The sequence below is a fragment of the Novosphingobium sp. HNCC26BN242 genome (genome assembly GCF_057180525.1).
Genome location: NZ_JBXUGM010000001.1, coordinates 87750 through 100232 on the forward strand (window position 1 = coordinate 87750; position 12483 = coordinate 100232).

Below are 12483 nucleotides of genomic sequence, written 5' to 3' on the forward strand. Positions count from 1 at the left end.
GGGGTAGTAGGATAACCGCACCCGCCTCTCGTGGAGAGGCGCCTGGGATGAAAGAATGACCAAGCTTTCCGGATCGGATACCAAGAGCACCCTGTACTGCAGCTTCTGCGGGAAGTCGCAGCACGAAGTGCGCAAGCTCATTGCCGGGCCCACCGTGTTCATCTGCGATGAATGCGTTGAACTGTGCAATGACATCATCCGCGAAGAGACCAAGGCCGGTATCGCCGGGAAGAAGGATGGCGGCGTTCCTACGCCGCGTGATATCTTCGAGACCTTGAATGATTATGTGATCGGCCAGGACCGCGCCAAGCGCGTGCTCTCGGTGGCGGTCCACAACCACTACAAGCGGCTGAAGCACAGCGGCAAGGGTGGCGAGGTCGAGCTCTCGAAATCGAACATCCTGCTGATTGGCCCCACCGGTTGCGGCAAGACGCTGCTCGCGCAGACGCTGGCCAAGACATTCGATGTGCCCTTCACCATGGCCGATGCTACCACGCTGACCGAAGCGGGTTACGTGGGCGAGGATGTGGAAAACATCATCCTGAAGCTGCTGCAGGCTTCCGACTATAATGTCGAAAAGGCGCAGCACGGCATCGTCTATATCGACGAGATCGACAAGATCAGCCGCAAGGCCGAAAATCCCTCGATCACGCGCGATGTTTCGGGCGAAGGCGTGCAGCAGGCGCTGCTCAAGCTGATGGAAGGCACCACCGCGTCGGTGCCGCCACAGGGCGGGCGCAAGCATCCGCAGCAGGAATTCCTGCAGGTCGATACCACGAACATCCTGTTCATCTGCGGTGGCGCGTTTGCCGGGCTCGACAAGATCATCTCGGACCGCCTGCAAAAGCGCTCTATCGGTTTCGGCGCGCACGTTGCTGATCCCGATAAGCGCAAGATCGGCGAACTGCTGCAGAAGGCAGAGCCGGAAGATCTGCTCAAGTTCGGGCTGATCCCCGAATTCGTGGGCCGTCTGCCGGTGATCGCCACCCTCAATGATCTGGATATCGACGCACTCGTCCAGATCCTGAAGGAGCCGAAGAACGCGCTGATCAAGCAGTATGCCAAGCTCTTCGAACTCGAAGATGTGGCGTTGACCTTTACCGACGATGCGCTTGAAGCCATCGCCAAGCGCGCCATCGAACGCAAGACCGGCGCACGCGGCCTTCGCTCGATCGTCGAAAGCCTGCTGCTCGACACCATGTTCGACGTTCCGACCGAAACCGACATCGCCGAAGTCGTGGTCGACAAGGATGTGGTCGAAGGCCGCAAGGACCCCATCCGCGTCCACAAGGGCAAGGAAGAAGAAGCGGCCTGAAGTCAAAAGATACCCCCTCGCCTGCCACTTTCGGCGGGGAGGGGGGGTATTCCGCTAGTTACTGTTGCGCAGATGCTCCCCGCGTGAAGCGCTTCCTTTTCATCTGCAGCCAAAACCGCCTGCGAAGCCCTACGGCTGAGTAGGTTTTTTCGTCTTGGCCGGGCGTCGAAGTGGATTCTGCAGGGACCAACAACGATGCGGACAATCCGCTGACCAGCGAATTGGTGGCGTGGGCGGACGTCATCGTGGTGATGGAAAAGACGCACCGCAACAAGTTGCAGCGCAAGTTCCGGTCCGCGCTTGCAGGGCAGCGCATCATCTGTCTGGATATACCCGACGACTACGCTTTCATGGACCCGGCGCTGGTGTCTTTGCTGAAGGCAAAGATGGTGCGCTTCCTGCCAACGGCCTGACCGTGCGTGCTGGCCAAGAAAAAGGCGAGCCCCGCGTGGTGCTCGCCTTTTCGCTTTGGGTTTGCTCGCCCCCAATGAGGGGTGAGATCGAAGGCTTAGTTTGGCAGCGATACTGCGTCGGTCACGTGGATTACGCCGTTCTTCTGCATCAGGTCGGCTGCCACAACGTGGGCCATGCCGCCCTTTTCATCGGTCAGCATCACAGTGCTGCCCATCAGCGAGGCGGTGAGCGTGCCACCGGCAACAGTGGTGATCTTGGCGGTGCCGTTACCAGCCTTGATCAGGCCGAGCACGTCGGCAGCCGTCACCTTGCCGGCAACGACATGGTAGGTCAGGACCTTGGCCAGCGTGGCCTTGTTTTCAGGCTTCAGCAGCGTGTCGACGGTGCCAGCGGGCAGCTTGGCAAAGGCGGCGTTGGTGGGCGCGAACACGGTGAAGGGACCGGCGCTGTTCAAGGTATCGACAAGGCCAGCTGCCTTTACGGCGGCAACCAACGTTGTGTGATCGGGCGAGGCTACGGCGGTGTCAACGATGGTGGTGGTCGGTGCGGCTTGGGCATAGGCCGGGGTGATGAGTGCGGGCACTGCGGTGGCCGTGGTGGCAACGAGCGCGGCGAGCAGGAACTTAGCTGTCATCGGAAAACTCCTTGATGGAAACACGACTGTGGCCGGCGCAAGACAGTGGGCTGCCGGTCCGCCCTTCCAATGCACAAGGTGGTGTTACGGGTCCCACAAACCACATACCCCTTGGGGCATGGCCCCTTTTGGACAGGGTATTGATTACAAAGCGCAAAACAAAAAAAGAGGCGCGCTGCAAAGATGCAGCGCGCCTCATAGAATTGGACCCCGGCTGAAGGGAACGAGATAGCCGGGAGGTCAGGGGAGGAACCGGACTGGAGGGGTAAATCAAGCCCGGTTAGAACGTCTCCGTGAACAAAAATGGCCTTTGCGAGCCACCATTGCGACATGGCCCTTGGGGCTATGCCCGCAAGGTCAGGTCAGACGGTATAATCGTGCAGCAGCACGCATTCGTGACCATCAATAGTTTCAACCTGCACCGTGGCATGGCCGATTCCGAAATCTTGTTCCAGTTCATGGGCCAGCAGGTGCAGGAAACTGTCGCCCGGATGGCCACTCGGCATGACGAGGTGCGCCGTCATGGCGGTTTCGGTTGTGCTCATCGGCCAGATGTGAAGATCATGCACCGCCTCAACCCCGTTCAGGCTTTGCAGGAAATTGCGGACCTTGCGCTCGTCAATGCCAGAGGGCACGCCCAGCAGGCTCATGCGCAGCGCATCTTTTAGCAGGCCCCAGGTGCCCCATGCGATCACCCCCACGATGATCAGGCTGGTAACCGGGTCGATCCATGTCAGCCCGGTCAGCATGATGGCAAGGCCGGATACCACGACGCCTGCCGAAACCGCCGCATCGGCCACCATATGTAGATAGGCCCCGCGAATGTTCAGATCATGCGCACGCCCGCGCATGAACATCAGCGCTGTGGCGGTGTTGATCACGATGCCGATGCCCGCGACGATCATTACCGTTCCGCCGATCACCGGCTGAGGTTCGAACAGGCGGCGGATCGTCTCCACCAGAATCGCACCCAATGCCATCAGCAGAAACGCCGCATTGCCGAGCGCTGCCAGGATCGAGCTGGATTTGAGCCCGTAGGTAAACCGTGCCGAAGGCGGACGCTTCACCAGCACGCTGGCCACCCATGCAATGACCAGCCCCAGCACGTCAGACAAGTTGTGCCCGGCATCGGCCACCAGTGCCATCGAGCCTGAAATCACGCCGTAAACGGCCTCGACCACCACAAAGCAAAGGTTCAGGCCGATCCCGACCGCGAAGGCGCGTCCGAAGCTGGCTGGAGCATGGCTGTGAGAATGGCCATGATGGTCATGATGATGGTGGTGGCCGCCGGACATGGGGCCTCTCTAACGCCTTGCAGGCTTGTAGGAAACAGGTGTTGCGCCAGGGGGCCTGTAAGCCGGGTTCTGTAGCGCCGACGGTATGCCCAAGGTTTCCCTTTGGCGGGCACCGTATCGGCACTGGCAGCCATTCCTCTAGGCGGACCGTTGCCGGAACGCTCAAGCAATCAACCCGGACTGCTGGCCCGAAACAGGCCTGTTTCCTTGCGGAAACGCGCAGTCCCTATTCGATCTTGCTCCGGGTGGGGTTTGCCGTGCCGCTTCCGTTGCCGGTCGCGCGGTGCGCTCTTACCGCACCCTTTCACCCTTACCTCTTCAAAAAGAGGCGGTCTGCTCTCTGTGGCACTTTCCCTTGACCGGGGACGTTAATCCCAAGCCCGGCGGGCGTTACCCGCCACCCTTGTTTCGTGGAGCCCGGACTTTCCTCGGGATCTTGCGATCACGCGGCTGCCCGGCCCCCTGGCGAGCGGTCACCTAGCATGTCCGAGATCGCGTTCCAACAGCAGTTCGAACAGCAATGCCCCGATCTGTCCGTCTACTTCGCCATCGATCCGCTGCGGCCGCCAGCGCCGCTGGAACGCGCGGACGGCGGCCTTCTGGTCCGAAATGTCATAGCCGAAGCGTTCGAGCGCGAGAAAGAACGCGGCCTCGTTATCATAGACCAGCCGCATTTTCAGCTTGGGCGTGGGCAGGCACAGGCGGTGGCGAGCCAGGAGTTCCCACGGAAACAGCTCGCCCGGATCATCCTTGCGCGCAGGGGCTATGTCGGAATGGCCGACGACATTGGCGCGTGGCACGTTGTGGCGCTTCATTATGTCGGCCAGCAGCAGCAGCAGCGCTTCGATCTGGGCATCGGGGAAGGGGCGATAGCCGAATTCGTGGCCCGGATTGACCAGTTCGATCCCGACACTGGCCGAATTGACATCGGTGATGCCGCGCCAAGATCCCCGACCAGCATGCCAAGCCCGCTTGTCCTCATCGACAAGGCCGGTGACTGTCCCGTCCTCGTCGATCAGGTAGTGCGCCGATACTTCCGCTGCCGGATCGCACAGCCGATCGAGCGCAGCCTGCGCGCTTTCCATGCCGGTATAATGCAGCACCACCATGTTTACCGGAAGCTTGCGCGCGTTCCAGTTGGGCGATGGGACCTCGCGATGAACGAGCCAGCGCCGCATCGGTCAGGCGACCGGCAACACCGCGCCCAGAACCAGGCTTTCTGCTGTAATATGAACCTGCACCGCACCACCCACTGACGTCGCCAGCTGCTGGACCATCGCAGCAGGCGCTGTGCGGCTGGACATTTCGGCAGATGGCAGCGTGCCTTCCAGTGCCTGTCCGATTGCAGGATCGAATGCCACGCGCTGTCCGGCGGCGCGCACCACGATTTCGGCCACACCGTCGCGCACTTCGGCCCCGATATCGAGCGTGCCGCCACGCACCAGCGCATCAAGCCCGATCAGCGCGAGGTTGAGCAGGATCTTGACGGCAGGCTTGGCCAGACTGTCGATCCCGAACATCCAGTTGACGCTGACGCGCCCGTTGTTGCCCACCAGCGCATCGACCAGCGCGCGCGCTTCGGCAACAGGCACGCTTTCTCCAAAGCCGCCCGCCGCACCGAAGGCGAGGCGGAAAAACTTGAGCTTGTCGGCCGAGGTCTTCGCGCTCTGCTCCAGCAGTTCCATGCACCGTTTGCGCATTTCGGGGTCCTTCTCCTCGGCGAGAAGTTCAAGTCCATTGGAAAGCGCGCCCACCGGGCTGAGCAGATCATGGCACAGGCGCGAGCAGAGCAGGCTGGCAAGATCGTGGGAATTGGCTGGCATGTTCAGGTTTCGCGCCTTTTTCCTGAAGGGGTTTACACAGTTTACACTGTCCAGAGAAACTTTGCCGCGCCCGGTTTGTGCCCAGACGAAACGACCGCAAAAGCGGGTGTCGATTGGGCAACAGGGCGGGTTGTTCTCATCATCTTGCCACTGCCTTAGCCTTGCACGACGCAGTAGGAAAGCGGTTCGAACCCATCCGTCCCATCGTGCCAACACGTAATCGCGCCGTCGGCCACAATGGCCCATATCCGCCCATCCCGCGCAGCGCTGGCCTCATCCGTGGCCGAAGGGCGGGCAAGGCCGTTGGGGTGCGAGTGGAAATAGCCGAGCACCTGCGGCCCGGAACCATCCCGCGAGGCCCGGTGCGCAGCGATCAGGGCAGCAGGATCGATCTCGAAGTGGAATGCGGGATCGGAGGCGACATTAGCGGTAGGGAAGGCGGTTTCTATCATGGAACCGTGGCCGAGCAGCAAGCCACAGGCTTCGTTCGGCGCGGCAGCATGCGTGGCGCAGAGGATCGTTGCATACGCAAATTGGCTTACAGTCACTGTCACTATGCCGCTGTGCCGAGACTATTGGCGTCTGACAATACAATGCGCACAACAGAGTGATAAAGATTGATGTAGGCCAGTTGGCTGCATCAGTGTCGCAGCGCCATTTCGTTTGCTGTGCAGTTCGTCCGGGCAATCAAAAGACGGCCGCACCTTCGTTCTGCACCTAAAACAGTCTGAAACGGTCCAAGACCTAAGTGCGACGACGGTTCATTTTGATAAAGCTAAAAGACAATCTGGAGAGGCATGTGAGTAGTTATTGCTGATTTATTCCAAAATGGAGGAATTTATCATTAGGTCATTTGACCTGCTTTACGAACATCGTGCTTCTTGAAATCAAGTCTGCTGAGGCAAGGAGTGATGAATGGCGACTGATCAAAAATCACAACCTTCGGTTGAAGGGCTGAGCGAAAAACAGAGGGAAGTCCTTGATCTCGTTGTTGATCGGAGAACAAACAAGGAGATTGCCGCAAAACTCAGGATATCTTCTTCAGCGGTGGAGCAAAGGCTCCAATCGGCGCGCCGCAAGCTTGGTGTCGACCGGCGAGGAGACTTAGCCAGAGCGTATCAGAAACTAATTGATACCTGTGAAGAATCCACAGGTTCGAAATTTCAGGTCGATCAAAGCGGCGCGAGCGTGGATGATAGCAAGCAATTGATTGAGGACAACTTCAATGAACACGGACTCGAGCATCGGCACGAGAAAGAATTAGAGTTTTCGCAAGCTGGCACTGAAAGGCCATCCGGCAATCGATCTTCCGCAATCATGAGCCAGATAGATGCTGGTGGCATAATCGCTGGACGGCTGGCGGCGATATCCGTGACAGCAGCCTCTCTAATGATGATGATCGTGATATTGACGAAGTATTGATTTTTACCGGGGCATCATGATGAAGCTTATGCAAGAATGCAGTTTGCGAATTTTCGACGAATATCGAGAGAATGAAAGTCGATAGGCATCGATGAAATTTTTGCTTTTTGCAACTTTCATAAGCTTTATCATCGGCGTTTTTTCGGTCAGCTTTGGTGAACGAGATGAAAGAAATGCAGGGACTATATTGTTGGTCTCCATGATTTTTCATCTTGCTGCCGGAATAATGGGTGGAAGAATTCTTGAAGTCGCCGATTTAGTTGCAGCTAGTCTGGCGGTTTTGGACCTGCTGATGGTTCTGCCTTTGGCGCTGACAGGCAAAAGCTTATGGCTGATTTTTTCTGCAGGAGCCCTTTTGGCAAGGATGACTGTTCTATGTTTATCTCGGTTTGGAATAGATAACGATATCGGTGAAAATCAAACTGCCATCTTCACGCTGTGGTTGATGTTTCCATTGGGCTTAATATTTGGATTAATTGAAACTTTACTGAGTAAGAAGAAAAAAATCGCATTTGATTAGCTTGTAATTGGGCACTGTCATCGTCTTATTCGATGCATAGCAAGGGGCATTCAGGTGCAGTCATCTAAAGACCGACTAGAAAGCCAACATATTGAGAAAGCTTTGTCCAAGGTTTTGGACTTGTCCGAGCAGATAACGTTGGCATTGTCTGTTGTTCAAATATCTGGGCGAGATGGGCGCATTAGACGTTACCCTTCTGGCATCACAACTGACGAAATGGTGGACAAGGACAAAACGGTTCTTGATTATGCCAGGCAACTTTATGCTTTTCGTCGGCGACGGGCGACGAGGTTGCCCAGCGAGATTTTTGGCGAGCCAGCCTGGGATATTCTGCTTGAGTTGTTTGTCATGCGGTTGCGGGGCAGCCGGGTCAGGATCAAAAATGCCTGCATCGCGGCCAGTGTTCCGGCAACAACGGCCCTGCGGTGGATTGGTCTGCTTGAACAAAACGGGCTGATCACGCGTTCAGATGACACGGTCGATCATAGGGTTCGCTGGATTGAACTGACGGATTCGGCTTTTCAGATGATGTACGACCTTTTGGCTGAAGAAGCGCTGGGCGAAAGACCTCATCATGAAGTTGATGAACCAAAAGTGCGCGTACGAAACGCGATTGGATGATGGCTGTGACCAGCGACTCAGGAGAGCTCGTCGATCGACATCAAGCAGATTCATCTGATTTCGATCAATTTTATGAACGCGAGGCGGATTGCGGACTGCCGGAAATTGAGATTTCTCGTCCACGGCTGCCATCTGACCCGGCTCGCTCCATCGAGGCAATTGGCATTGCGGCCTTACTCGTAAGCGGCTGGCTCTTGGCTTTATGGGCCTACGCCAGCATGATGGCATGAAATGAAATCGCAGTGGTGTCGTTCTAAATCCACTACTTTTGGTCCCTGCAACCTCTCACAGCCTTACGTTCGTTTACCGCCTTGCACCTCCACCGGAACCTCCCCATATCCTGCAAAATGGGGGCCGCCGATACGATCATTTCCGGGACTGTAACTGTTGCCGGGCAGCGGCTCGACAAGGCACTGGCCGATGCCTCTGGTCTTTCGCGCGAGCGGGTGAAGGCGTTGCTTGGGGAGGGCCGGATCAGCCTTTCAGGGCAGGTCGTGGCCCAAGCTTCGGTGAAGGTCGCCGAGGGCGCTTCGTTCAAGATCCGTGTGCCCGAAGCCGCACCTGCTGAGGCCATCGCGCAAGATATTCCGCTCTCCGTCGTCCATGAGGACGATGCGCTGATCGTGGTGGACAAACCTGCCGGGCTAGTGGTGCATCCTGCAGCGGGGAATCTTGACGGGACGCTGGTCAACGCGCTGCTGCATCATTGCCGAGGGCAGCTTTCAGGCATTGGCGGGGTTGCGCGGCCGGGGATCGTGCATCGGATCGACAAGGATACGTCGGGCCTGCTGGTTGTTGCCAAGACCGACGTGGCGCATGAGGGGCTGGCCAAACAGTTTGCCGATCATTCGATCGTGCGCGCTTATAAATGCGTAACGGCGGGTCTGCCTGTGCCTGTGGCTGATACCGTGCGCGGGGCGATTGGCCGGTCCAGCCATGATCGCAAGAAGATGGCGCTTGTGGAGGAAGGTCGCGGTAAACACGCGGTGACGCATTACCGGACGCTGGCCGCGCTTGATGGGGCGGCGCTGGTCGAGTGTCGGCTGGAAACCGGGAGAACCCACCAGGTGCGCGTTCACCTTGCGTCAATCGGCCATCCGTTACTGGGTGACCCAGTGTATGGACGCACACCTTCAAGGCTTCGGCCGCTGTTGCAGCGGCTCGGATTTCAGCGGCAGGCGCTGCATGCGGCTGAGTTGGGCTTTATCCATCCCGTCACGGGCACAGTGCACCGCTTTACCAGTACAACGCCCGTCGACATGCGGGAACTGATCGTCGAATTGTGCGCTGAAGGTCATGATGCAAAGGTTATGGCGCTGATATAAAAATTGGTGTGTAAATACAGCCTATGGAGTCGGGCCGAAAATCTCGAAGCGGCTCCGCACAGTGTGGTCCCGCCGCCGGTCGCCCATCAGGGGGCCGATCACAGGGAACCGACGCAACGAAAGGACAAGTTCAGGTGAGTGAGCCAAAGAAAGCTGTAAGCGTACCTGCCCTTGGCGGGGAGGCCAGCCTCAATCGCTATCTATCGGAAATCCGCAAGTTCCCCGTGTTGACGGCTGAGCAGGAATATATGCTCGCCAAGCGTTTTCAGGAACATCAGGACCCCGAAGCGGCTGCCCAGCTGGTGACGAGCCATCTGCGGCTGGTGGCGAAGATCGCCATGGGTTATCGCGGCTATGGCTTGCCTGTGAGCGAGCTGATCTCCGAAGGCAACATCGGCCTGATGCAAGGCGTCAAGAAGTTTGAGCCTGATCGCGGGTTCCGTCTGGCGACTTATGCGATGTGGTGGATCAAAGCTTCGATGCAGGAATTCATCCTGCGCAGCTGGTCGCTCGTGAAAATGGGCACGACCGCAGCGCAAAAGAAGCTGTTCTTCAACTTGCGCCGCATGAAGAAGAACCTTGAAGCTTTCGAGGATTCAGACCTTCATCCCGATGACGTGAAGAAGATTGCAACCGATCTGGGCGTGCCCGAACAGGAAGTGATCAACATGAACCGGCGCATGATGATGGGGGGCGATGCGTCGCTGAACGTCTCCATGCGCGAGGACGGCGAAGGGTCGTGGCAGGATTGGCTGACCGATGACCGTCCGCTGCAGGATGAAACGGTCGCTGATGCCGAAGAGGCAAGCTATCGCCACCAGCTGCTGGTCGAAGCGATGGACAGTTTGAATGAGCGTGAGCGCCATATCCTGACTGATCGCCGTTTGGTTGACGAACCGAAGACGCTGGAAGAGCTTTCGCAGGTTTACAACGTGAGTCGTGAGCGTGTGCGCCAGATCGAAGTGCGGGCATTTGAAAAGCTGCAAAAGGCGATTCAGAGGATCGCGGTGGAGCGTAAACTGCTGCCTGCATAAAATTTGCAGGCGTATATCGGCGCTGCTGGTTAAATCCAAAATGGATCAAGTTGAGACGGTCGGGCAAAAGCCCGGCCGTTTTGCATTTTGTCCATCGGTGTATGCGCAATCTGGCCAGCTTGGTGTTCTCTGTCACATTTTCGGACTCTTACGGGTGCTAGGCGTCAAACGTCAGGATAACAGGCTTGGCGATCTGGCAGAACCGCGTTGGTTAACATGCGTTGACTCGATCACGGTGCTCGGGCAGAAACTGTAAGCGATTAAAAAAACAATTTCGGGCCGCGAAGGAAGTTTGGAAGGTGGGCATCATTGTGCCTGCCTGAAGACTGTTTCAGGGGGCACGAAATTGAAGAAGCCTTTGTTCGCCACGTTTGCTGGTGTCGTTGCTATTGGTGTCTCCGGGGTCGCCGCTCAGGCACAACAGGCCGTCCAGACCAGAGACCAGCTTGATCTGCCAGTAAACAAGCCAGAGGCAGCACCAGCCAGTGCCCGTGTGCGTTCTGATGGCATCGAGGCAGGGCCGTGTCCCTTGGCCTCAAGCGATATCCGCACGACGATCACCAGTGTCGAAATCACCGCGCCTGGTGGCGTGGCCTTGCCGGGCGAGATCGCGCAGTTGCTCGGAGGGATTGCTCCGGCCGCTGGCGAACAGCCTATCCGGCAAGTGTGCGATCTGCGCGATGAAGTGCAATCGCGGCTGCGCGCGGCCCGTTATGTGGCCAGCGTGCAGGTTCCGCAGCAGCGCATCGATTCGGGCGTGCTGAAGCTGGAAGTGGTATCTGGTCGCATTGTTGAAATGCGCGTGCGCGGGGATGTGGGGCCATATGAAGGGCTGCTGCAACGCCGTATCGAACGACTGAAAGAACTTGATCCGCTGAACGAAGCAGAAGCTGAGCGTATTCTGCTCCTCGCCAATGATATCCCGGGCCTGACCGTGGAACTGGCGCTGAGCCCGGCCAGCGGCCGTCCCGGCGATCTGATTGGTGAACTGGCGGTTTCGTTCCGGTCGTTCTCGCTGCTTGCCAATCTGCAGAACTATAATGCGGATTTCCTCGGCCGGGAAACGGGCCTTTTGCATGCCGAATTCTACGGCCTTACGGGTCAGGGCGATATCACGACGCTGACCGGGCAGAGCACGTTCGATTTCAAGGAGCAGCGCATCGCCGCTTTGCGCCATGCGATGGTGCTGAACAGTGCCGGTACCACTATGGAACTGCGCGGCACTGTGGCCGAAGCGCGCCCGGACATTCTGTCGCTGGATCAGCGCACCGTTTCGGTCGTGGCCGGGCTTGGCTTTGCGCACCCGCTGTTGCGGACGGTGACAGACCGGGTGAAGTTGAGTGGCGGGTTTGAATATTCCCTGCAGCGTTCGCGTTTCTTCCAGCCGGGAGGGCCTTCAAGCCCCCTGTCGCGGGATCGCATTTCGGCGCTCTATCTGCGCCTTGATGGATCGCGCGCAAAGCTTGATGCAGGTGGCGAACAGATCGGCGGCGTGAACGGATCGCTGGAAGTGCGGCGCGGCATTGATGTATTCGGCGCAACACGCAATGCCACGCCAGTTGATGGCTATGGCATCTCTCGCACCGACGGCAGCTCGTTGGCCACGGTCGTGCGCGGCAACATCGAAGGTTTCTACAAGCTGGGACCCGTTTTTGAACTGGCCGGTGAAGTGAACGCGCAATGGGCCAACCGTGCGCTATTGAACTACGATACTTATGCCATCGGCAACTTCACGATCGGCCGCGGCTATGATCCGGGTGCCAACACGGGCGACCGGGCAGTGGGTTTCGTGATCGAACCGCGCATCAACTTCAAGCTTGATCCCAAGGTCAAGGCGCAGGTCTATGGCTTTTACGAAGGCGTAAAGCTCTGGAACATCGGGCCTAATGCGACCGAGAGAGAGCGGTATATTGCGTCAGTCGGTGGGGGGGCAAGAGTCTCGCTGGCGCAAGCCATCCGGCTTGATGTGACCTACACGCACGCGCTCGACAAGCCTTTGCTGACAGGTGCCTTCTCGCGCAGGCCCGATGACCGGGTGCTTGTGTCGATGACCTTCCAGTTCGTTCCGTTCAGCATTTGA

Annotated in this window: 14 protein-coding genes and 1 other RNA gene; 9 read left to right on the forward strand and 6 right to left on the reverse strand. The window is 58.0% G+C overall.

Annotated elements, in window-relative coordinates; genetic code table 11:
- Nucleotides 1-55 precede the first annotated feature (55 nt).
- Together clpX and AC2A1F_RS00455 are read left to right on the forward strand one after the other, a co-directional pair.
- Nucleotides 56-1315, forward strand: a complete 1260-nt coding sequence (gene clpX, locus AC2A1F_RS00450) for an ATP-dependent Clp protease ATP-binding subunit ClpX (RefSeq protein WP_292632411.1) — start codon at nucleotides 56-58, stop codon at nucleotides 1313-1315.
- A 170-nt stretch (nucleotides 1316-1485) separates the two neighbouring features.
- A complete protein-coding gene (locus AC2A1F_RS00455; protein WP_484206818.1) occupies nucleotides 1486-1728 on the forward strand; it encodes a hypothetical protein in 243 nt (80 codons plus the stop codon).
- Between the two features lie 95 nt (nucleotides 1729-1823).
- Here the strand turns inward: AC2A1F_RS00455 and AC2A1F_RS00460 are convergent, their stop codons facing one another.
- From AC2A1F_RS00460 to AC2A1F_RS00485, 6 genes are all read right to left on the reverse strand, one after another.
- A complete protein-coding gene (locus tag AC2A1F_RS00460; protein WP_484206819.1) occupies nucleotides 1824-2363 on the reverse strand; it encodes a fasciclin domain-containing protein in 540 nt (179 codons plus the stop codon).
- Nucleotides 2364-2725: 362 nt separating this feature from the next.
- Nucleotides 2726-3658, reverse strand: coding sequence for a cation diffusion facilitator family transporter (locus tag AC2A1F_RS00465; RefSeq protein ID WP_484206820.1), 933 nt, complete (start codon nucleotides 3656-3658; stop codon nucleotides 2726-2728).
- Between the two features lie 42 nt (nucleotides 3659-3700).
- Nucleotides 3701-4124: RNase P RNA component class A (gene rnpB, locus AC2A1F_RS00470), an RNA gene on the reverse strand.
- Between the two features lie 7 nt (nucleotides 4125-4131).
- Entirely contained in the window at nucleotides 4132-4836 is a 705-nt protein-coding gene (locus tag AC2A1F_RS00475) for an N-acetylmuramoyl-L-alanine amidase (protein ID WP_484206821.1), read from the reverse strand.
- A gap of 3 nt (nucleotides 4837-4839) precedes the next feature.
- Entirely contained in the window at nucleotides 4840-5481 is a 642-nt protein-coding gene (locus tag AC2A1F_RS00480; RefSeq protein ID WP_484206822.1) for a histidine phosphotransferase family protein, read from the reverse strand.
- A 155-nt stretch (nucleotides 5482-5636) separates the two neighbouring features.
- A complete protein-coding gene (locus AC2A1F_RS00485; protein WP_484206823.1) occupies nucleotides 5637-6035 on the reverse strand; it encodes a M67 family metallopeptidase in 399 nt (132 codons plus the stop codon).
- A gap of 361 nt (nucleotides 6036-6396) precedes the next feature.
- On the opposite strand from AC2A1F_RS00485, the gene AC2A1F_RS00490 reads away from it, so the two are divergent.
- From AC2A1F_RS00490 to AC2A1F_RS00520, 7 genes are all read left to right on the forward strand, one after another.
- Nucleotides 6397-6903 (forward strand): response regulator transcription factor, encoded by a 507-nt coding sequence (locus tag AC2A1F_RS00490; RefSeq protein ID WP_484206824.1) that lies wholly within the window; start codon nucleotides 6397-6399, stop codon nucleotides 6901-6903.
- A gap of 91 nt (nucleotides 6904-6994) precedes the next feature.
- Nucleotides 6995-7423 (forward strand): hypothetical protein, encoded by a 429-nt coding sequence (locus AC2A1F_RS00495; RefSeq protein ID WP_484206825.1) that lies wholly within the window; start codon nucleotides 6995-6997, stop codon nucleotides 7421-7423.
- A gap of 54 nt (nucleotides 7424-7477) precedes the next feature.
- Entirely contained in the window at nucleotides 7478-8044 is a 567-nt protein-coding gene (locus AC2A1F_RS00500) for a hypothetical protein (protein ID WP_484206826.1), read from the forward strand.
- Nucleotides 8044-8274 (forward strand): hypothetical protein, encoded by a 231-nt coding sequence (locus tag AC2A1F_RS00505; RefSeq protein WP_484206827.1) that lies wholly within the window; start codon nucleotides 8044-8046, stop codon nucleotides 8272-8274. Before AC2A1F_RS00500 ends, AC2A1F_RS00505 begins: the two co-directional genes overlap by 1 nt.
- A 117-nt stretch (nucleotides 8275-8391) precedes the next feature.
- Nucleotides 8392-9369, forward strand: coding sequence for an RluA family pseudouridine synthase (locus AC2A1F_RS00510; protein WP_484206828.1), 978 nt, complete (start codon nucleotides 8392-8394; stop codon nucleotides 9367-9369).
- Between the two features lie 134 nt (nucleotides 9370-9503).
- Nucleotides 9504-10403 (forward strand): RNA polymerase sigma factor RpoH, encoded by a 900-nt coding sequence (gene rpoH, locus AC2A1F_RS00515; protein WP_292630034.1) that lies wholly within the window; start codon nucleotides 9504-9506, stop codon nucleotides 10401-10403.
- 346 nt (nucleotides 10404-10749) lie between these two features.
- Entirely contained in the window at nucleotides 10750-12483 is a 1734-nt protein-coding gene (locus AC2A1F_RS00520; protein ID WP_484206829.1) for a ShlB/FhaC/HecB family hemolysin secretion/activation protein, read from the forward strand.

Excerpts from the sequence above, each read along its gene's own strand:
- AC2A1F_RS00475 (WP_484206821.1), bottom strand. The coding sequence starts at position 4,836 with ATGCGGCGCTGGCTCGTTCATCGCGAGGTCCCATCGCCCAACTGGAAC.
- AC2A1F_RS00480 (WP_484206822.1), bottom strand. The coding sequence starts at position 5,481 with ATGCCAGCCAATTCCCACGATCTTGCCAGCCTGCTCTGCTCGCGCCTG.
- AC2A1F_RS00510 (WP_484206828.1), top strand. The coding sequence starts at position 8,392 with ATGGGGGCCGCCGATACGATCATTTCCGGGACTGTAACTGTTGCCGGG.
- AC2A1F_RS00505 (WP_484206827.1), top strand. The coding sequence starts at position 8,044 with ATGGCTGTGACCAGCGACTCAGGAGAGCTCGTCGATCGACATCAAGCA.
- AC2A1F_RS00460 (WP_484206819.1), bottom strand. The coding sequence starts at position 2,363 with ATGACAGCTAAGTTCCTGCTCGCCGCGCTCGTTGCCACCACGGCCACC.
- AC2A1F_RS00495 (WP_484206825.1), top strand. The coding sequence starts at position 6,995 with ATGAAATTTTTGCTTTTTGCAACTTTCATAAGCTTTATCATCGGCGTT.
- AC2A1F_RS00465 (WP_484206820.1), bottom strand. The coding sequence starts at position 3,658 with ATGTCCGGCGGCCACCACCATCATCATGACCATCATGGCCATTCTCAC.
- AC2A1F_RS00490 (WP_484206824.1), top strand. The coding sequence starts at position 6,397 with ATGGCGACTGATCAAAAATCACAACCTTCGGTTGAAGGGCTGAGCGAA.
- clpX (WP_292632411.1), top strand. The coding sequence starts at position 56 with ATGACCAAGCTTTCCGGATCGGATACCAAGAGCACCCTGTACTGCAGC.